Origin of the sequence: Streptococcus sp. HMSC10A01 (assembly GCF_001807785.1) — a bacterium.
Classification (GTDB): Bacteria; Bacillota; Bacilli; order Lactobacillales; family Streptococcaceae; genus Streptococcus; species Streptococcus gordonii.
This window is the reverse complement of sequence record NZ_KV790984.1, coordinates 1-18,283: the sequence shown is the minus strand read 5'-3', so window position 1 is coordinate 18,283 and position 18,283 is coordinate 1. Positions and strand designations below refer to the sequence as shown.

The window sequence follows — 18,283 nt, the reverse complement described above, 5'->3', positions numbered from 1 at the left end:
TTGCTAACACAAGGTCAAAAAACATTCAAGAAAGCTATGTCTTAAAATGGCTACTCAGTTGAAGAATATTTTATGATTCAGTGTTGTGGAAGGGCAAATTCTTGGTGAACTCTGAAATATTATCCTTAGCTTCTTGAAAAAATTGGCCGAAGTCTGGGAGACTAATATCGTCCTTCCAGCTTTGGACTCTCATATCTACTAAAAGACTAGTGAGTCGTGTCAGCATTTCTCTTTCCTCATCCGATAATGCGTTGGCGTTTTTAAAAATCTCTAAAACTTTTCTAACGTTTGAAATCTTAGAGAAATCATCAATAGAAGTGATACCGGCATCTAGTACAAGTCCGAAGAACAAATCAAAGAAATCTTTTAATTCTTCGTCAGATGTACTTCTTACCCAATTCTTCAATGTTTTATCCGTCTGGAGGCTATCTGGATTTAAGCTGTCTAGGAGGACAAAGCTGTCTCCCTCAATCTGCCATGAAAAAGTATCGTGTTGAGCTAGACCTCCTAGGGCAGTGCTTTTGACAATTGCTATCTGTTTAGGAATTTCTAACATCATGCCCACAATAGAACCTTGCGGAATGTAATGCTGAATTTTATTGGCAATTGCCTTATAACCATCGCTTTCAATGATGGCCTTGTTAAGGCCAGGAGCATCATAACTATAGATCTTTTTAATACGCTCCTGCAAGAGAGGATTAACTTGACTAGCAGCATAAGCAGCCAAGTTCCCTCCCTTGGAATGCCCAGTCAAGATGAAGTCTCCATCAAGCTCTCTGAGAACTTCTTTTAGGTATTTCTTGGCATTTTTTTGGGCTGGAACCCGATCCATATAGGTCATATGAAAGTCTTCTTTCCAGCCAATGATAGAGTCATCGGTTCCTCTGTAGGCTAGGACGTAAGTGGCAGGTTTAGACTGAATACAGTATACTAGGGCAGCAAATTGTTTTTCAATCTCCATGTCAATGTCGTTTATAAAACCCATCAGTTTAATATTCTTAAAACGTTTAGTTTGGGAGGCTTTTTCAAGTAGTTTAAGACGATTGCGGGTATGCATCATAGATTGTTCTTGAGGGTAATTTTCTGCAATGTCTTGTAGCCGCTTGCTTTTATCTAGATCCAGATCGCTTGCGACAAGTCCGTCAAAAGAAAGGTAGGCTAATTCTGTTAGGATGAGCAGGTCAAGTTCATTAAAGGGACGGTCATAGATATTATCATACTGCGTATCATCTAGGTACTTAAAAATATTTTCCATTTGTCTATCTCCTAGGAATCCATATATAGATAGTATATCATAAGCTAGAAGGGTTTGGTGGAAGGAGACAAAAAAGAACAGAGGACAAAAGCTTAACTTTTGAGCCATCTGCTCTTTCTTTTATTTAGTAGGCCTTACCAATCACTAATGCGTAGATGAAGAAGAAAGCAAAACCAAAGAGGAAAATAAGACCGAGAATAGAGAGTGCTTTCAACCATTTTGCTAGGTTTTTATTTTCACCTGTAACTAGAAGGTAGTTCAATAGGGCAAAAAATGGGGTAGTTAAGAAGGAAGCAATCATAGCAAATCGTAGCATAGGTGCGACACTTCCTTGGAAGAAATAAATGATGATACCACCGATGATAGAAGTAGCAGTCATCCAAACATTCAGCTCTTTTTGTGAGATTTCTTTTTTCTTGAAAAGAAGACGAAGAGACTCAGCATTGACGCGGGAGTAGCCGTCGATGACTGTGATTACAGTTCCAAATATACAGAGAAAAGCGATAAAGGTAATTAAGAAGCGAGACCAATCCCCAAGGACAGAAGCATACATTCCCACGAATTGTTGGATGTAGGCTGCTCCAGCTGCTTGGACTTCCTGCCCAGTTGGGTATTGGATTAAAGCGCCCATGGCGACGAAGAAAACGGCTAAAATAGCAGTCCCGATGAAACCAACGTTGAAGTCAAAGAGACCATCCTTGATAGAAATGTCAACTGTTTTTCCCTTTTCGGCAGTCCAGAGAGAATTGATGGCAGAGATTTCAATTGGAGCTGGCATCCAACCCATAAGAGATACGATAAATGGTAAAGCAGTCATTTGCCAAGGAGTTTTTTCAACAAAATCTGCCCCATATTCTGGATGCTCAATGATTGCAACAATGACAGCTAGGACAGTAGAGAGAGTCAAAGCGGACATAATCCATTTGGCCAGCCCGTCGAGGAATTTGTAGCCTCCAAAGAGAAGCATGGCCCAAATGATAACGATCAAAATTAGGGACCATTGGGTGATACTTAGGCCTAGAGCATTAGGAAAGGCACTTGCTACGATAGCAGCACACAAAATCCCAACAGCAGCAGTGTTGACTAAGGCAGAAAAAACATTGAGAATAAAGAAAATACCCAAGTAGACCTTTCCTTTTTCAGCGTAGCCTTCTACCAAGTTTTTTCCTGTTTCTAGCGTATACTCAGCACCAAAGCGGAAAAATGGATACTTAAAAAGGTTGGCAAGAATGACGAGCAAGAGAAGGGACCAGCCGTACATGGCACCTGCTTGAGCAGATGAAACGATATGAGAGCCACCAACAGCAGCAGAAGCCATAAGGATCCCTGGTCCTAAGGCTTTTATTTTTGACTGCCAGGTAGATGTTTGAGTTTGTTCAATCATAATAATCTCCTTTTCGTACAAAGAATGAATTTTCAGATAATTCCGAATGTTCTGTTATTCTATCAATTTATAAAGAAAATGTCAACAAATTTTCGGAAAATACTTGAAATTCCATGAAAACAGATGATTTTTGTGCCATCAAGAGAACTTCTGTGAATTGCTAAAGAATTTGGTATAATAGCTATAAATAATTTTGAGCGAGGCGAAAATGCATAAGATTATGTTAGTAGAGGATGATCCAGTCATCCGTCAAATGATTAAAAAGATGTTGGAACAATGGGGTTATCAAGTTTTTGCGGTTGAAGATTTTATGGAGGTTTTATCTCTTTTTGTTAAGGAGGAACCTCAGCTGGTCTTGATGGATATTGGTCTGCCCCTCTTTAATGGCTATCATTGGTGCCAGGAGATTCGCAAGATTTCAACGGTTCCAATCATGTTTTTATCTTCACGAGATCAGGCTATGGATATCGTCATGGCTATCAATATGGGTGGTGATGACTACGTGACCAAGCCTTTTGATAACAATGTTTTTCTGGCTAAGGTTCAAGGACTGTTGCGCCGCTCTTATGAGTTTGGTACAGATCAAAATCTCCTAGAACACCGAGGCGTGATTTTAAATCTCAAGTCTATGGACTTGATGTATAATGGTCAGGTCATTACTCTGACTAAGAATGAATTCCAGATTTTACGTGTTTTATTTGAGCGAGCAGGCAGTATAGTTGAGCGGGAAGATTTGATGAAAGAGCTATGGAACAGCGATTTCTTTATCGATGATAATACCCTATCTGTCAATGTTGCTAGGCTCCGGAAAAAGCTGGAAGAAACAGGTCTCAAGAACTTTATTGAGACGAAAAAAGGGATTGGATACGGTCTGACAAATGGACACACGGAATAAGTTTTTCTTTATCAAATATTATATTTACTCAAGACGCTATTTTTTCTTGCAGTTCTTGCTGTTTTTTGGTTTGTTACTATTTTTTAGTTTTATATTTGAAGATAGCCGTGTAGTTCTTCAGTATATTTTTATTCTTTTGCTGGTTTTGGGGATTTTGACTCTTTCTATAGATAGTTTGATAGCCTATAAGAACTATCACAATCAGCTGCTTTATGGACAGGGACAGACCCAAACAGCTGTGGAAGCTCTGCTATTTGAAAAGGTTCAAAGAATGGAAGCTGAAAAAAAGAGTCAATCAGTCCTAGAACGAGAGCGCTACAACGACTTGATGGACTACTATACCCTCTGGGCCCACCAGATTAAGACTCCTATTGCGGCTGGATCTTTATTGGTGCAGGACTTGACAGATCCAGATGCCAAGAAGCAACTGGGTCAAGAGTTTTTCAAAATAGAATCTTATGTCAACCTAGTCCTTCAATATCTGCGCTTGGAAAGTTTCCATGACGACCTCGTCTTGAAGAAGGAAAATCTGGAGGATTTGGTCAAGGAAGTAGTCAAAAAATATGCTCTTTTCTTTATCCAGAAAGGTTTGACACTGAACTTGCACGATTTGGATCGAACTATTGTGACAGACAAAAAATGGTTTATGATTATCTTGGAGCAGGTCTTATCTAATAGCCTCAAGTATACCAAGGAAGGCGGAATTGAAATCTTCTGCCAAGATGACGTTCTTTACCTGAAAGATACTGGTTTGGGGATTAAGGACAGTGACATTATGCGGGTCTTTGAAAGAGGTTTTTCAGGCTATAATGGTCGCCTGACTCATCAATCATCTGGATTAGGACTTTATTTATCAAAAAAAATATCCGATCAACTGGGTAATTCCTTGTCATTAGATTCCCAAGTCGGTCAAGGCACTATAGTAAAAATCGGACTAGCGGAAAAACGCTTGGCGATTGATTGAGTATAATCCCTAGTAGAAAGTTCTAACTGAAAGGTAAGTGAAAATGTGAAGTCAATCATTAATTTAGGAATATGGAACAATAAAAAATACCATTTTGATTGGGAAAATAAGATCCTAATGGAGGAGACTTCTACTCCAAGTAACTGGTATTACGTCTGGGTCCCCATCACTTTATCCCTTATATATAAAATTTCTGCTCTGATCACTCAAATTGGTTTATTGGAAAATATGTGGACCAGAGTATTTTTGGTCGTTTTCCTGAGTCTACCAGCTTATTTTTCAGCAAAGTTAATAATCCGCTATTATCATTCTAGTCTAAAATTAAAAAGATCAGAGTTAGAAGGTGCTCAAAAAGAAGCATTTATTAAGGGATTAAAAAGACGAAAAGTTTTTTTGCAACTTATGCTATCTTTTTTCATCATTACAACTCCAATTTCCGTGGCTTTATTTATTATAGAGAAAGAAGTCAAGGCAGTGATCTTTTGCTTCCTCTGTCTATTAGTAATCTTCATGTTCAGATTTGACTATCAACTTAGAAAATGGCCAACGATCATGCAATTACTTGTGGGAGAAAAGAAGGTCAGGGAGAGAAACATTTCATAAGAGAAAGAACTGGGGGAGTGGGAGTATGAGTCAAATAAAAGGAAATGGGTTTATTATAACTGAAGAAAATGGTTGTTATACAATGTCCTGGATGACAGGAGGGCATCAAGAAAGAGAAGTTACTTATCCAGTTAGTAAAGAATTAGTAGACAAGGCTTTGAGATCCGAACAAGATGCTTATGAGGTGGAACTATTCTTAGAAACTGGAGAATGGGTGACTAAGGAAAGTAAGGAAATAGCTATGCAAAGTTATTTTAGATCAACACCCACTCGTATTTTAGTAAATCCGTCGTCAGTGGAACGGCTATTTTCTAATCAAGAATTTGAAGAATTGTTACATAAAGCCATCTCTTCAGAACTAAATCCAACTGAACTTGATGCTATTGGCACTGTTGATAATCATTTGGAGCTTCTCCTAGCGGACCCAGTTGGCTGGCAGGAAGAAATAGAGGCAGTCCATCTGGAAATTCTGCAAGAAAAACTCAATAATTATATCTACTTCCTCGAAAGCAAACAGTATGTGGAACGATACGGTGATAAGTTTGATAAAAAAGTCATCCATATCACATTCCAGTATTCCCCATCTGATAATGGTCTAGCCTTTCTAGCGGCAGTTCAGAAAGTGTTACAACCTACAGATATGAGCTTGAAGGTAGAATTGCCGGAGTAAAAAAGAGAGCGAGGAATATAGACCGGCGAGTCCAAGGCATACTTTCTCTCGAGAAAGCAGAAATTTTCCTCCACATTATAACTTTCTCCTAACCTTACAAATTTGTAAGGTTTTTCTTTTGAATTGAAAGGTTATGTTATGGCAGGTGTTCTTTAATTTTTATAAGATAAGACTATAAAAGAAAAAGGAGAAAGAAAATGAAAAAAGGGAATGGCCTCAATGGCTTTCAAATAAAACTAATCATGGCACTTTTAATGGTTTTGGATCACGTTGATAAGATTCCTGGCTTGCTACCAGTTGGATGGGATGGTATTTTTCATGCAGTGACCCGCTGTGTAGGAGTTTGGTTTGCCTTTGCGGCAGTAGAGGGTTTTATTCACACGCGCAACCGCATTACATATAATCTTCGTCTCTTTTTCTGGGCGGGGCTCATGTTCTTTGGAAATGTCATTTTAAATTTTCTTTTACAGTCAAAAGAAATACACAACTCCAATAATATCTTTTTAACACTAGCTTGTGGTGTTTTGAGTTTGGGGATTTTCTTTGGATTTTCTAAAGAGAAACTTGAACTTAATGGGCGTGATAAATGGATCCGTTATGGCTTAGGCGCAGTAGTCTTTCTAGTAGCTGCTTTCTTGACGGAAGGTGGCATGGTCATGATCCCCTTTATGCTTATTACTTACGGGTATCGAAAGAACGAAGCTCTGCGCAATCTGCTTTACCTTGCTCTAGCTGTTCTGCTGTTTGTCATGAGTATCGAAGTTTATCCAAGCTTGTCAGAAACCCTTTCGATGATGCTCTACAATTCAGACTGGCTCTTTATCACTGTCTTACCTTTTCTTTATCTCTACAATGGCGAGCGCGGTTATACCAGTAAGTGGAGCAAATATTTCTTCTACATTTTCTATCCAGCCCATCTGTGGTTGATTGCTTTGATAGCCTTTTGGGTAAAATAAGATTTATTCCATCTTACAAAAGTGTAAGATTCCTTTCTGAATTGTAAGATTAGGTTATGGAAAGCCGAGTGCAAATTCGGTAGAATAAGATTATCAAAAAGAAAGAAGTGTTTAGAATGAAATTATTTAAGATCAGTCAAAAGAAAGGCAAATCTTCCATTCGGCCAAGTCAAAAAGAAATTGAATGGACGAAATTCGGATGCCAGGCCAATCAGGTGGCTCAAGAAATGTACTTAGGATTTTAAAGGAGAAGTTATGAGTTTATTAGATGTACAACACGTTAAAAAGATTTATAAGACCCGTTTTCAGGGCAATCAAGTAGAAGCGCTAAAGGATATCCACTTTACAGTGGATGAGGGCGACTATGTGGCTATCATGGGAGAGTCCGGCTCAGGTAAGTCGACACTCCTCAATATTTTAGCCATGCTGGACAAGCCAACAGAAGGGCAAGTCTTTCTGAATGGGACTGATACAGCGACTATCAAAAATAGCCAAGCATCCAGCTTCCGCCGAGAAAAGCTAGGCTTTGTCTTTCAGGATTTTAACCTGCTGGATACCTTGTCAGTTAAGGACAATATCCTCTTGCCTTTAGTGCTTTCTCGACGCCCCATCACAGAGATGATGCAAAAATTGGTCAGCACTTGTACTGAATTAGGAATTAATCAGCTACAAGAAAAGTATCCATACGAGATTTCCGGTGGTCAGAAGCAGCGGGTTGCAGTGGCGCGTGCTATCATCACTGATCCAGAGATTTTGCTGGCGGATGAGCCAACAGGGGCACTGGATTCCAAGTCATCGGCTGCGCTTTTAGATGTTTTTGATGATATTAATGACCAAGGTCAGACCATTCTCATGGTGACCCACTCGACATCAGCAGCCAGCCGAGCAAAGCGGGTGCTCTTTATCAAGGATGGCATTCTTTACAATCAGATCTTCCGAGGTGATAAGACGGAACGTCAGATGTTCCAGGAGATTTCAGATACTTTGACTGTTATGGCAAGTGAGGTGGGTGATTATGTTCAAACTAACCAGTAAGCTGGCTCTTTCAAATCTTATTAAGAATCGCAGTCTTTATTATCCATTTATCCTATCTACATTTGTGGCAACCGCTATTCTCTATAGTTTTATTTCCTTGACTTATAGTGGTAATATGGAGACGACTTATGGAGGGTCAGCAGCTCGTATGACCCTGCAATTTGGGATTTGGGTTATTCAAATTGCGGTATTGATTCTTGTGACATATGCCAATAGTTTTGTCATGAAAAATCGCTCCAAAGAGCTGGGGATTTATAGTATACTTGGTATGGAAAAAAGGCACCTACTCACTATGACCTTCATAGAGCTGTGTCTTTTATATACTGGGGTTGTCGGACTAGGAATTATCTGTGGAACGCTACTAGATAAGCTCCTTTATGCTCTGCTCTTGAAGTTTATGGGGATGCCTGTTGTGTTGACCTCAACCTTCCAATGGTCTAATATTTGGTTGACTTTAGTCAGTCTGGGACTAGCTTTTGTTATCATTCTTTTTCTTAATTCTATGAGGCTTTTGCGCTATAGCTCACTCCACCTCATGCGAGAAAAGAAAGCAGGAGAAAAGAAGGGGAAATTCTTAGGTTTGCAGACCCTTTTGGGAGTCATTCTCATGGGAGTTGCTTATTATATAGCCTTGACAGTTACAAAGCCTGTTGCAGCTATTGCTAATTTCTTTGTAGCGGTCCTCATGGTTGTTGTAGCGACCTATTTGCTCTTTAATGCTGGATCAATTACACTTTTAAATTTTCTAAGAAAACGTAAAAGTTACTATTACAAGCCTCAGAACTTTATTTCAGTATCTAACTTGATTTCTCGGATGCGTAAAAATGCTGCAGGCTTGGCTACGATTTCCATCCTTTCAACCATGCTTCTTGTGACCTTGGTAGGAACGATTAATATTTATGTAGGTGGCCAAGACTATATTGATACTCTCTATCCAAAAGACTATAATGTTACAGTATCCTTGCCAGATACAGTAGATAGAAATGAACCTCTACTAGAAAAAGTGAAAGAAATTGCTCAAGAGACTGGACTGAAAAATCCGACTTACTCTGACTATCTCTATCAAACATCGATGCTTTCTCAGATATCAGGTAATGAAGTAACTGTTGGCGATCGTAACTTTGTGCAAGCACCTCAATCTTTCAGCAAGGCGGTAGGTAGCTTTATGCTTGTAAGCCGTCAGGATTATGAGAAGATGACAGGAGAAAGATTAGACTTAGCTGATGGTGAAACACTTATCTATGGTAGAAACTTATCTTTAGATAAAAATCAACCCTTACGTATCAATGGCAAAGACTGGAAAATCAAGCAAATTACCTCACAAGATTTTACTCATGGAAATTTACCCAACGGGCATATCATGGCTGGGGGTGCTATGTTAAACATGGTTGTCAATGATATAAAAGAAGTCGGTTTGGACGCTTTGCATGAATATTATATCGGTATCTCTAGTAATACGAAGAGCAACCAGGAGTTTTCTGATAAAGTACAAAAAGCAGTAACAGAAGAAATGGACCGTCTGCAAGTCGGAGGTTATACTGTAACTACTAATAAAGAAGAAGCTAAGCAAAACCAAAAACAGGTGACGGGAACCTTACTCTTTATAGGCCTGTTTCTCTCAGTCATTTTCTTGTTGGGGGCTGTTCTGGTGATTTACTACAAGCAGATTTCTGAAGGCTATGAAGATCGTGATGGATTTGTCATCTTGCAAAAGGTTGGTCTTGATGAGAAGCAAACCAAGCGCACTATACGTAAGCAAATCGTAACAGTGTTTTTCTTACCCCTAATCTTTGCTTTCTGCCATGTTGCGGCTGCTTTTCATATGCTTAGTTTGATTGTGGCGCTTTTAGGTGTGACCAATACGCCCTTATTAATTCAGACAACGATCATAACCTGTAGCGTCTTTTTACTAGCTTATATTTTAGTATTCTTATTAACTTCACGTAGCTATCGAAAGATTGTTACACGCTAGTCTATTATCCCTGACCTCTGGTCGGGGCTTTTTTGATGTCTAGATTTTCACCTCTTGTCTCCCTCATTTTACCGCTTGTCCAAAAAGCTGAGATTTTTCAAAAAAGACTTGCTATTATAGTCTCAGAAGTTAAGGACAGGAGAAAATATCATGTTAGTAGAAACAAGAAATCTTAGCAAGCTTTATGGCGATAAGGTGGCAGTCAATGGCCTCGATATTCAGATTGAGAGAGGCAGTTTTACCGCTGTCTTGGGCCCTAATGGAGCAGGCAAGTCTACGACTATCCAGATGCTGATAGGTCTCTTGAAGCCAACGTCCGGGCAGATTTGCTATGCTGAAAAGCTTAGACTGGGTGTGGTTTTCCAAAACAGTGTGTTGGACGCTCGGCTGACAGTTTTGGAAAATCTGACTATCAGAGCTAAGCAGTACAAGGAGATGCCTGCAGGTAGAATCGAACGCTTGGTCTCTCAGCTTGGTCTTTCAGCCTTTGTCAAGCAACCGTACGGGACACTTTCTGGTGGTCAAAAACGTCGGGTGGACATTGCACGAGCCTTGCTCAATAGTCCAGACCTGCTTTTCCTAGATGAGCCTACAACGGGGCTGGATATTCAGACTCGGGAGAGTATTTGGAGCCTACTCAAGCAAATTCAGAAAGAAGAGAAGATGACCATTGTCCTGACAACCCACTATCTTAATGAAGCAGACGATGCGGATAAGATTTATATCGTAGATCATGGTCAGGTTATTGCCCAAGGATCTGCAGACCAGATTAAGGGAAACTACGCCCGCAATATCTTACGGATTATGAGTCCGGATGTAGCAGGTTTAGAGAAAAGTTTGCCAAGAGACTGTGCTTGGGAGCAAGTCAAGGAAGGGGAATTTATCCTTCACCCTAAAACGACTCAAGAAGCACTGGACTTATTGGCTCAGGCAGGTCCCTATATTGAACAATTTGAATTCCAACCCGGAACCATGGACGATGCTTTTATGGCACTGACAGGAAGAGAGGTACGCTAATATGCTCGCTTTGATTAAACGCAATTTTTTACTTTATTTTCGCAACCGCAGTGGGGTAATTTTGTCCCTCTTTGGAGCCATTATTCCCTTTGTGCTTTATATCGTTTTTTTGAAAAGTAATTTTGGAGGCTATTCCAGCCAGCTGATGGACTTGTGGCTGATTGGTGGCGTGTTGGCAGTTACAGCATTAACAACCACATTGGCAGCTTTCTCACGGCAGGTCGAAGACCGGGAGCGGATGGTAACAGACGATCTTTTTATCACGGACTTAGGACCGTGGGGCTTGCAGCTTAGTTATCTTGTCAGTTCTGTTATTATCGGCTTTTTGATGCAGGTCATTATGTTTACCTTTATGCTCAGCTATTTTATGCAGGCGGATAAAATTTCCTTTGAATGGGGAAAACTTTCTTACCTGGTGCTTCTGATGATCTTGAACAGCCTCTTGGCCACACTAATAAACGCTCTGATTGTTCTACGCTTCAAATCAGTGGATAGTCTAGGTAAATTAGCGACAGTAGTCGGAGCGACCTCTGGTTTTCTAGTGGGAACCTATATCCCTATTGGAAACTTGCCGAACATGGCACAAAACCTGATGAAGCTTACGCCTTCTAACTACATGGCATCTCTTTTCAGACAGCTTCTCATGAAGGAAAGTCTAGCAGACACTTTTGCCAATAACAGCCAGTCACGAGTAGCTTTTGAAAAAATAATGGGAATTCGCATTGAATGGCAGGAGCTCTTGACAAGGACAGAAACTTTCTATATAGTTGGAATAGTTTTAGTTGCAATAGCGCTTATTTGGATAGTGCAAAATATGATTGTCATCCGCCGGCTGAAACTACAATAGAATGTGAATAGGGAGCTTCCTCTTGCAAGCAAAATTTGAAACAGATCCAACCATTTCATCCAAGGATCCGCTGGTTGTGGTCAAGGCAGACCAGCTAGCGGCAGAGGCCAAGGCCATCTTAGATTATTTAGAGCAGTACAAGGCTGGGCCAAGTGGTGTCCTGCCTATCAAGTCGGACGATAAGCTTATCATGCTGAAGACTGAAGATATAATCCTAGCAGACATCAACCAGACAACTTTGATGATTTACAGCAGAGAAGGCATTTATCAGACGACAGAGACCTTGACTCGCTTTCAGCAACGGATTAGCAGCTCGAACTTTATCCAGGTTTCCCGGCATGCTGTCATCAATATTGACCATCTGGAGTCTTTGTCTGACAGTTTTTCTGGCAATATGACGGCCAAGCTGACCAATCAAATCAAGACCGAAGTCAGCCGTCGCTATGTTAAACTCTTAATGAAATATCTGGGAATCTAGGAGGTAAGTGATGAGTATAAAAAAATGTCTACATGCTATATTAATGGGCATCCAGACAGGGAGTGCAGTCTATCTGATTCTCCTTGCTTTCTCTATTCAAAAACATCCGCCCACAACTAGTAATATCATCAGTGTCATGGTGATGAGCGGTTTGATTGGGATTGTCAGTTCAATTTTAAAAACTCTTGAAGACCGATTCTCTATTTTAGTCTCGATTTTACTGCATTTTGTCGCCGTCTCAGTCTTAGTATGCTGTTTCATGGTCTACAATAACTGGGGATTTTTAATTTTCAACTGGCATTTTTGGCTAGATTTTATTCTGATTTATCTCTTTGTATGGCTCTTTCTTTACTTGGATACAAATCTTAAGACTAAGAAGATTAACAGTGCCTTGGCCAAGCGCAGAAGGGAAAAAGAAGGCAAGTAATCTACCGAAAAACGTTCTGACAAGCATATCATAAAAAATGGAGCTGGGATTGTATCCTGCTCCTGTTTTTATATAAAAAACTCAAGCTGGAAAATCTAGCTTGAGTTTTATGTGACATTACACTCCTAATTTGATATGAGGGAAGTAATTGTAGAGATAGTCAAAAGTAGACCGAAGTTGAATATCTGTCGTTTTGCCAATATTTCTAATAGGCATCTGATATTTCTTGTTATTTGATCGAACAGCTATCAGAGTAGAATTTCTGTTGGATGCAAAGCCTCGATGCATGGTGAAAATATGGTGGTAGAGGTGGATAACCTGTTTGAGGTCAACAGTTCTTACACCACGATAATAAGTGATCAGGTGATCTTTATAGATGATGATTTTCAATTCTTCGTCATGGAAGGAAGCTTGTTCTAGTAAGAGATTAAGATTTTCTTGGACTTCTGGATAAATTGAATAAATTTCATTATAAGCTTGCACATTCTTTCTGCGGTTGAAGAGTCCAGTTCCGATAAAAATGGCAGATAAACCGACTAAGAATAGGACGTAAAAGATGAATTTGGAATGATCAGAGTCAAACTCAGAAAGAGAGATATAAGAGCTAGTTGCAATTTTGGCCGAGATATCTCCAACTTCATTTCTTAGACTATGCATCAAGCTAGAAAAGTTGGAGATATATGATTGGTCCTTCTTTTGAACACTTGTATTTATGTAAGTACCGACAAGTCGTGCGGGATTTTTCTTTAGCTCTCCTTTATTTGCTTGCTCCACTAGCTTGGCGATCTGCTTATCACCTTTTTTCGCTTGAACGCCAACATATCCATCCTTATATTGAACCAGCCAAACCTCAGTTTTATCATTTACTGGGAAAATAGGTTCTGGAGAGATATCATAAACTTCAGTATAAACTGTTTCAGAAGAAACTTTAGCGGTGTCTGCTGAGTAGGCAATTTTAGGATTAGCCTTTTGGTATTGGATAAAGGCCATGGCACCAGCTATCCCAAGAAAAATTAGAGTAATAAATAATAGGCCAATCATTCCCTGATTGCGTTTTTCTTTAAGCATTACTAAACCTCCAATAAAATTCGGTATAATAATTTGATGTTCAAAGAATATCTAGACTGTAGTATAGCAAAATACTTGACTTTTGTAAAACAAGTGTTAAAATATGAATGAATATAAAATAAAATTCATTCACAAAAGAGACAGGAAAATGGATAAAAAAAATGAGCTCCTGGCTGCGGCTAGAGAAGTCTTTGCGGAAAAAGGCTATAAGGCAGCTGGAATTTCTGATATTGCCAAGAGAAGCCATATGGCTGTCGGATCCTTTTACAAGTATTATGAGTCCAAGGAAGCTATCTTCTTGGAGGTTTATGTAGCTGAAAATAGCCGTATACGTGAGGGAATCATGCAACGCGTAGACTGGCAGGGCGAGCCCGAGACAATCGTTGAACAGCTTTTTGCAGTCACTTTTGAATTGATTTCACCCAATAAAATTCTGGCTGAGTGGAACAAGCCAGGGATTTCTAAAATTCTGCATGATTACTATAATCAGGATTCCGGACGAGCGTCCAATGCCTTTCATCAGTTTCTGATTCAGACCTTCAGCCAGCGCTTGCAGGAAGAGGGCTTTTCGCAGGAGAAAATAGCTGAGATCATGAAGGTTTATGACTTGATTTATTACATAGACATGCATGTTACAGAACAGGATTTTTCAGGCTACTTCGATAGTCTTGAGACTTTAGTGAAATATTTTGTTAAGGGGATTTTTTCCAAATAGAGGAAATTCCTTTTCTTAAAAGCATTAGTGAATGAATTTCTAAAACTATTCATTCACAAACAAAGGAGGTGATGTCTTATGTAGTGCGAATAGGAATGGTTAGAAAGCTTTGAATGAATATTTGGAAGCGTTCATTCAAAAATAGAAAGTGAGGAAATAGAATGAACAAGCAAGGAGGATTTGCTATGAGTGGAATGGCTATTTTGGGTATCTGTCTGGTCGCGATTGGTCTTTTGACCATTGGCTACGGCGGTGTGACCGTTGGTTTTAGTTTAAGTGTGGATTTTCAGTCATTTTTAGTCGGAGGTCTCATCATTGTTCTAATCGGAGCAGCTTTGATTCCGGGCTTGCCGGCAGTTGCGAAGCTGGCGGTACTGGCTTTGACAACTGTGGCATTGTTAATTTATATTCACATGATGCCAGATTTGGAGTTTATGCTTATGCTCATCTCAGATGTCGTGGTTTTAGGCTTTGCGGCTTGGTTTGCTATTCTCTTTTTAAGAAAGTAGGTGATGAAGATGATTGTAGTTTATGATTCAAATACTGGTATTGGAAAACGATTTGCAGAATCACTGGGCTATCCGACCCAGAGCATCAAGGAGAAACTGGAAGAGCCTTGTATTCTCATTACTCGAAATGCTGGTGCTGGGAAAATTCCTTGGTCTACCAAACGCTTTATCAAGAAACATCCTGGGCTGATTAAAGGTTTTGTTAACAATGGCGACTCTGTTAAACACGGCCGGACCTTTTGTGGGGCAACTACCTTGATTATTGAAAAATATGGTCTCCAGCATATCTGTGATATTGACCGAGGCGGTAGCGCAGAAGATGTCAAGACTGTGCAGGCGTTTTTGGCGGAGTGCTAGTCTCATCAAGTTTCGCCTAAATGGAGGACTCGTATGCCTAGGTTTAAGAAAATTGGGAACTTGTTTCTGGCTCTGATTTCTGCCTTTATCCTAACGGCCTGCGGGCATACACAGAAAGAGCCCGACACTTCAGATAAGACGGAAAGAAATTCTAGCAAATAAAAAGCATCAGATAAGAAGCAGGTTAGTACAATTTCAAGGATGGTAGAAAGCTGACCAATTGGACCCAAAGTGCTGAAAGCGGAAAGCTCCAGACTCTTTTGTATAAAATTCGTTTCTTTTTCTGCAACTTGTTAAGCAATTTCTTCCGGTTGCTAACGCTGGGTAGCCACTTGCTGAAAATCTCTTGTTTTTGTTTCAGAATTCTCTATAATAATTGTCAAATAGAAAAAGGAGATAAGAAACATGATGGAAACAAAGATACAAGAGAAACTGAAGGAAGACTTGAAAGTGGATGAACTTCAAAAAGATGGAGACATCTACCTGGCTCTGAATCCGGACTATATCTCTGGCGATAATGCTAAGTATATGACCATGTATAATCGCTTCGCTCGCTGGTATGATATGAGCGAAAAATGGCTGGGTGGCCTTCTCTATGGAAAGGCAGTCGATAAGCTGAGAAGGGAGCTAATGGCAGAAATAGAATGGAAGGACCATCTGTCAGTTCTTTATGTCTCTATCGGGACTGGTCAAGACCTGCGCTACATTCCTGAGAATATTGACCTGAAAAGCTTAGACTTTTTCGGGGCAGATATTTCTATAGGCATGCTGAAAAAATGTCAGAAATCTTGCTCTAAGAAGACCAATCTACAACTCTTTCATGCCTGTGCGGAAGATCTACCCTTTGCGGATAATAGTTTTGATATCGTTTATCATATTGGTGGAATCAATTTCTTTACCGATAAGGCCAAGGCCATGCAGGAAATGCTCCGGGTGGCTAAACCAGGGACTAAAATTATGATTTCAGATGAGACGGCGGATTATGTGGACCAACAATATAAGAAAAACCACTTTAGCAAGGACTATTTTAAGGATGCTACTGTTGATCTTGGAGAAATTGAGGCGGCAGTTCCAGCGGGCGTCAAAGAAAAGGAATTGAAATTCCTCTGGGATGGTAAATTCTACGCCTTGACTTTTAGGAAATAAATCATTCGAACCGGATATTTTTCCGGTTTTTTTGTAGCATTTTGGACCCAAAAAGTCAGAAGAAATTTGATTTAGTAGCACCAAATTTAATTTGAAAGTTAATGTAATTATTTGTTCAATGCTAGCAAGTTAATGAAAATTGAATGAATATTAAAAAAAGACTGATTACGTATGGTCTTTTTATTGATAGTATGGTAGAATGAAGGCGTAATGTATCTATAAAAATGTTTGCTTTTTTGTAAAGGTAAACACTTATAAGATGGGGAAATCAGTTAGTATACAATTACATTGTACATTCAAAACTGAATATTATGAGAAAGGAAGATTGCATGAACAAAAGAATTAGAACTTGGCTTCACGTCATTATTCTTTGTTTGGGAGTGGTTTTGCCATCATTAACTCCTCTTGCCCAAGTGCAGGCGGCCGAATTTAATGATGTCATTACTGAGATGAGTCTCAAAAATTCTTCTGGAGGAGACTTAACACAAGGCATTGATATTTGGCAAGATTTTCGCGTTTACGCAAAGTTTGTATTGCCTGATAACCAAGTACATCAAGGAGATACGACGACAATCACCTTGCCGCCAGAGTATGCTTTTGCGAACTCTTCAGCCATTGAGCTTAAGGACGAGTCAGGTAATCTTGTTGCAAATGGATTTTTGGATTCTGCAAACAAAACGATTACCTTAACATATACAAATTATGTTGAGCAAAAATCTGGTGTCCGTGGAGAATTTTTCTTCTATGCTCGGGTTGACCATGATGTAGTGAGTCAAGAAGGTGACTTGAATGCTGGATTTACAATAGGAACACGGACCTTAGTTCCAGGGACTGTTCATTATAATGGACCTCCTAAACAGTATGACTCTAAGATTGAAAAGAGTTCCTTCCAGTATAAGGATGACGAGAAAAATGTTATTCGTTACAATATTACTGTAAACCGCAATATGGCCAACTATAGTGATATAACCATCAAGGATGCGTTCTCGTCTCCAAATTTCACCTTCTTACCAGATACTTTTCGTATTTATAAAGTAGATTGGCGTTGGAATAACGGAGATTGGAAATGGTCTAATGCTCAGGATATGACAGAAACATTTAAGAAACAAATGACTGTAAATCCGGGCGGAGATGGATTCACTTTACCTCTAGGAGATACTAATGGCTTTGGTTATATGATTGAATATAGGGCTAAAGCAAATTATGATTTAGTTGATGGCGAAAAAATTACGAACGTAGCCAAGATGAATTATAATGGTGGTCTGACTGAACAATCAACTAGCACTCGTACCTATCAGATTGCTGGTGGTGTAGCTGAAGGATATGTATTCTCTATTAAGATCCACAAGGTAAATGAAGCAGGTGAAAATCTTCAAGGTGCTGAATTTGAAGTGGTTCGTGACAGTACTGGGGCAGTAGTTGGCAAGTTGACAACAGATGCTGATGGTAATGCGAGCGTAGGAGAGTTGTTGAGAGACAACTATACTATCCGAGAAGTGACAGCACCAGAAGGATATGACAAATCAACTGAGGAAATCAAGATTGGTTCACAAGATTTCGGAACTGATAAATCGGTATCTCGTGATATTGTCAACAAGAAGACACCAACCGAAAAGGATATCACCTTTAAGAAGGTGGATCCAAATGGAAAAGAAATTCCAGGTGCGGAACTGAAAATCTATAGTGGAGATACAGTCAATCTTGAAGAGGCACCTGTTGCAGACTGGACTACTGTAGCTGACACTTCTAAAGTGATTAAGCTGGCACCAGGCACCTACACTCTAAGAGAGTTCGATGCTCCAGAGGGATATCAAATTGTAGGAGATATTACTTTTACAGTTAATGCTGACGGTTCTATCACTATTAAGAATAAGGGAGCTGATGACACTGTTCTTGCAGCTGGTCCAGTTCTGACTATTACTGATAAAGAGGATACTAGTCCAAAACCAATTACCTTCAGTAAGGTTAACCTTGGTGGTACAGAA

20 protein-coding genes and 1 pseudogene are annotated in these 18,283 nt (G+C 39.6%); 18 read left to right on the top strand and 3 right to left on the bottom strand.

What is annotated here, in order from left to right; translation table 11 throughout:
• Positions 1-70: 70 nt before the first annotated feature.
• Positions 71-1,255, bottom strand: a complete 1,185-nt coding sequence (locus tag HMPREF3108_RS10345) for a DUF2974 domain-containing protein (RefSeq protein ID WP_070494490.1) — start codon at positions 1,253-1,255, stop codon at positions 71-73.
• A gap of 124 nt (positions 1,256-1,379) precedes the next feature.
• Positions 1,380-2,639 carry an NRAMP family divalent metal transporter gene (locus HMPREF3108_RS10340; protein ID WP_070494488.1) on the bottom strand — a complete coding sequence of 420 codons (1,260 nt, stop codon included), beginning with the start codon at positions 2,637-2,639 and terminating at the stop codon, positions 1,380-1,382.
• A gap of 208 nt (positions 2,640-2,847) precedes the next feature.
• Between HMPREF3108_RS10340 and HMPREF3108_RS10335 the strand changes: the two genes are divergently transcribed.
• From HMPREF3108_RS10335 to HMPREF3108_RS10285, 12 genes and pseudogenes are all read left to right on the top strand, one after another.
• A complete protein-coding gene (locus HMPREF3108_RS10335) occupies positions 2,848-3,534 on the top strand; it encodes a response regulator transcription factor (protein WP_008809440.1) in 687 nt (228 codons plus the stop codon).
• On the top strand, positions 3,518-4,498 hold the full coding sequence (locus HMPREF3108_RS10330; RefSeq protein ID WP_070494486.1) for a sensor histidine kinase: 981 nt from the start codon (positions 3,518-3,520) through the stop codon (positions 4,496-4,498). The genes HMPREF3108_RS10335 and HMPREF3108_RS10330 overlap by 17 nt, the downstream gene beginning before the upstream one ends.
• Positions 4,499-4,543: 45 nt before the next feature.
• A complete protein-coding gene (locus HMPREF3108_RS10325; RefSeq protein ID WP_070494484.1) occupies positions 4,544-5,101 on the top strand; it encodes a hypothetical protein in 558 nt (185 codons plus the stop codon).
• 25 nt (positions 5,102-5,126) lie between these two features.
• Complete coding sequence (locus HMPREF3108_RS10320) at positions 5,127-5,771, top strand: DUF6572 domain-containing protein (protein ID WP_048778347.1); 645 nt, start codon at positions 5,127-5,129, stop codon at positions 5,769-5,771.
• Positions 5,772-5,968: 197 nt separating this feature from the next.
• Complete coding sequence (locus HMPREF3108_RS10315; protein WP_070494482.1) at positions 5,969-6,727, top strand: TraX family protein; 759 nt, start codon at positions 5,969-5,971, stop codon at positions 6,725-6,727.
• Between the two features lie 116 nt (positions 6,728-6,843).
• Positions 6,844-6,972: a hypothetical protein gene (locus HMPREF3108_RS11020; RefSeq protein ID WP_256262240.1), complete on the top strand. Its 129-nt coding sequence runs from the start codon at positions 6,844-6,846 to the stop codon at positions 6,970-6,972.
• Between the two features lie 10 nt (positions 6,973-6,982).
• Positions 6,983-7,762 carry an ABC transporter ATP-binding protein gene (locus tag HMPREF3108_RS10310; RefSeq protein ID WP_070494480.1) on the top strand — a complete coding sequence of 260 codons (780 nt, stop codon included), beginning with the start codon at positions 6,983-6,985 and terminating at the stop codon, positions 7,760-7,762.
• A pseudogene (locus tag HMPREF3108_RS11085) lies at positions 7,743-8,874 on the top strand (FtsX-like permease family protein); the annotation flags it as partial. The gene HMPREF3108_RS10310 and the pseudogene HMPREF3108_RS11085, both read left to right, overlap by 20 nt.
• A gap of 1,010 nt (positions 8,875-9,884) precedes the next feature.
• On the top strand, positions 9,885-10,751 hold the full coding sequence (locus HMPREF3108_RS10300) for an ABC transporter ATP-binding protein (RefSeq protein WP_070494476.1): 867 nt from the start codon (positions 9,885-9,887) through the stop codon (positions 10,749-10,751).
• Position 10,752: 1 nt separating this feature from the next.
• Positions 10,753-11,598 (top strand): ABC transporter permease, encoded by an 846-nt coding sequence (locus HMPREF3108_RS10295; RefSeq protein WP_070494475.1) that lies wholly within the window; start codon positions 10,753-10,755, stop codon positions 11,596-11,598.
• 22 nt (positions 11,599-11,620) lie between these two features.
• The gene (locus HMPREF3108_RS10290) at positions 11,621-12,076 is read left to right on the top strand and encodes a LytTR family DNA-binding domain-containing protein (protein WP_070494474.1); all 456 of its coding nucleotides are present in this window, start codon (positions 11,621-11,623) and stop codon (positions 12,074-12,076) included.
• A 10-nt stretch (positions 12,077-12,086) separates the two neighbouring features.
• A complete protein-coding gene (locus tag HMPREF3108_RS10285; protein ID WP_045635130.1) occupies positions 12,087-12,503 on the top strand; it encodes a DUF3021 domain-containing protein in 417 nt (138 codons plus the stop codon).
• Between the two features lie 117 nt (positions 12,504-12,620).
• Here the strand turns inward: HMPREF3108_RS10285 and HMPREF3108_RS10280 are convergent, their stop codons facing one another.
• Positions 12,621-13,571 (bottom strand): hypothetical protein, encoded by a 951-nt coding sequence (locus tag HMPREF3108_RS10280; RefSeq protein ID WP_048778368.1) that lies wholly within the window; start codon positions 13,569-13,571, stop codon positions 12,621-12,623.
• Between the two features lie 103 nt (positions 13,572-13,674).
• Between HMPREF3108_RS10280 and HMPREF3108_RS10275 the strand changes: the two genes are divergently transcribed.
• From HMPREF3108_RS10275 to HMPREF3108_RS10255, 6 genes are all read left to right on the top strand, one after another.
• A complete protein-coding gene (locus HMPREF3108_RS10275; RefSeq protein ID WP_141738464.1) occupies positions 13,675-14,286 on the top strand; it encodes a TetR/AcrR family transcriptional regulator in 612 nt (203 codons plus the stop codon).
• A gap of 161 nt (positions 14,287-14,447) precedes the next feature.
• On the top strand, positions 14,448-14,795 hold the full coding sequence (locus HMPREF3108_RS10270; protein WP_070494470.1) for a hypothetical protein: 348 nt from the start codon (positions 14,448-14,450) through the stop codon (positions 14,793-14,795).
• Positions 14,796-15,152: a class Ib ribonucleoside-diphosphate reductase assembly flavoprotein NrdI gene (locus tag HMPREF3108_RS10265; protein WP_176744528.1), complete on the top strand. Its 357-nt coding sequence runs from the start codon at positions 14,796-14,798 to the stop codon at positions 15,150-15,152.
• Between the two features lie 33 nt (positions 15,153-15,185).
• The gene (locus HMPREF3108_RS11015; protein ID WP_141738462.1) at positions 15,186-15,314 is read left to right on the top strand and encodes a hypothetical protein; all 129 of its coding nucleotides are present in this window, start codon (positions 15,186-15,188) and stop codon (positions 15,312-15,314) included.
• 243 nt (positions 15,315-15,557) lie between these two features.
• Positions 15,558-16,298: a class I SAM-dependent methyltransferase gene (locus HMPREF3108_RS10260; protein WP_012130563.1), complete on the top strand. Its 741-nt coding sequence runs from the start codon at positions 15,558-15,560 to the stop codon at positions 16,296-16,298.
• 329 nt (positions 16,299-16,627) lie between these two features.
• Positions 16,628-18,283, top strand: a 1,656-nt coding sequence (locus HMPREF3108_RS10255) for a SpaA isopeptide-forming pilin-related protein (protein ID WP_256262239.1), incomplete at its 3' end; no start/stop codon positions are given.

What these genes read in the sequence shown, in the direction of transcription:
- HMPREF3108_RS10345 (WP_070494490.1), bottom strand. Translation starts at nt 1,255, where the DNA reads ATGGAAAATATTTTTAAGTACCTAGATGATACGCAGTATGATAATATC.
- HMPREF3108_RS10335 (WP_008809440.1), top strand. Translation starts at nt 2,848, where the DNA reads ATGCATAAGATTATGTTAGTAGAGGATGATCCAGTCATCCGTCAAATG.
- HMPREF3108_RS10280 (WP_048778368.1), bottom strand. Translation starts at nt 13,571, where the DNA reads ATGCTTAAAGAAAAACGCAATCAGGGAATGATTGGCCTATTATTTATT.
- HMPREF3108_RS10320 (WP_048778347.1), top strand. Translation starts at nt 5,127, where the DNA reads ATGAGTCAAATAAAAGGAAATGGGTTTATTATAACTGAAGAAAATGGT.
- HMPREF3108_RS10300 (WP_070494476.1), top strand. Translation starts at nt 9,885, where the DNA reads ATGTTAGTAGAAACAAGAAATCTTAGCAAGCTTTATGGCGATAAGGTG.
- HMPREF3108_RS10285 (WP_045635130.1), top strand. Translation starts at nt 12,087, where the DNA reads ATGAGTATAAAAAAATGTCTACATGCTATATTAATGGGCATCCAGACA.
- HMPREF3108_RS10275 (WP_141738464.1), top strand. Translation starts at nt 13,675, where the DNA reads ATGAATGAATATAAAATAAAATTCATTCACAAAAGAGACAGGAAAATG.
- HMPREF3108_RS10270 (WP_070494470.1), top strand. Translation starts at nt 14,448, where the DNA reads ATGAACAAGCAAGGAGGATTTGCTATGAGTGGAATGGCTATTTTGGGT.
- HMPREF3108_RS10330 (WP_070494486.1), top strand. Translation starts at nt 3,518, where the DNA reads ATGGACACACGGAATAAGTTTTTCTTTATCAAATATTATATTTACTCA.
- HMPREF3108_RS11015 (WP_141738462.1), top strand. Translation starts at nt 15,186, where the DNA reads ATGCCTAGGTTTAAGAAAATTGGGAACTTGTTTCTGGCTCTGATTTCT.
- HMPREF3108_RS10310 (WP_070494480.1), top strand. Translation starts at nt 6,983, where the DNA reads ATGAGTTTATTAGATGTACAACACGTTAAAAAGATTTATAAGACCCGT.
- HMPREF3108_RS10295 (WP_070494475.1), top strand. Translation starts at nt 10,753, where the DNA reads ATGCTCGCTTTGATTAAACGCAATTTTTTACTTTATTTTCGCAACCGC.
- HMPREF3108_RS10340 (WP_070494488.1), bottom strand. Translation starts at nt 2,639, where the DNA reads ATGATTGAACAAACTCAAACATCTACCTGGCAGTCAAAAATAAAAGCC.
- HMPREF3108_RS10315 (WP_070494482.1), top strand. Translation starts at nt 5,969, where the DNA reads ATGAAAAAAGGGAATGGCCTCAATGGCTTTCAAATAAAACTAATCATG.
- HMPREF3108_RS11020 (WP_256262240.1), top strand. Translation starts at nt 6,844, where the DNA reads ATGAAATTATTTAAGATCAGTCAAAAGAAAGGCAAATCTTCCATTCGG.
- HMPREF3108_RS10260 (WP_012130563.1), top strand. Translation starts at nt 15,558, where the DNA reads ATGATGGAAACAAAGATACAAGAGAAACTGAAGGAAGACTTGAAAGTG.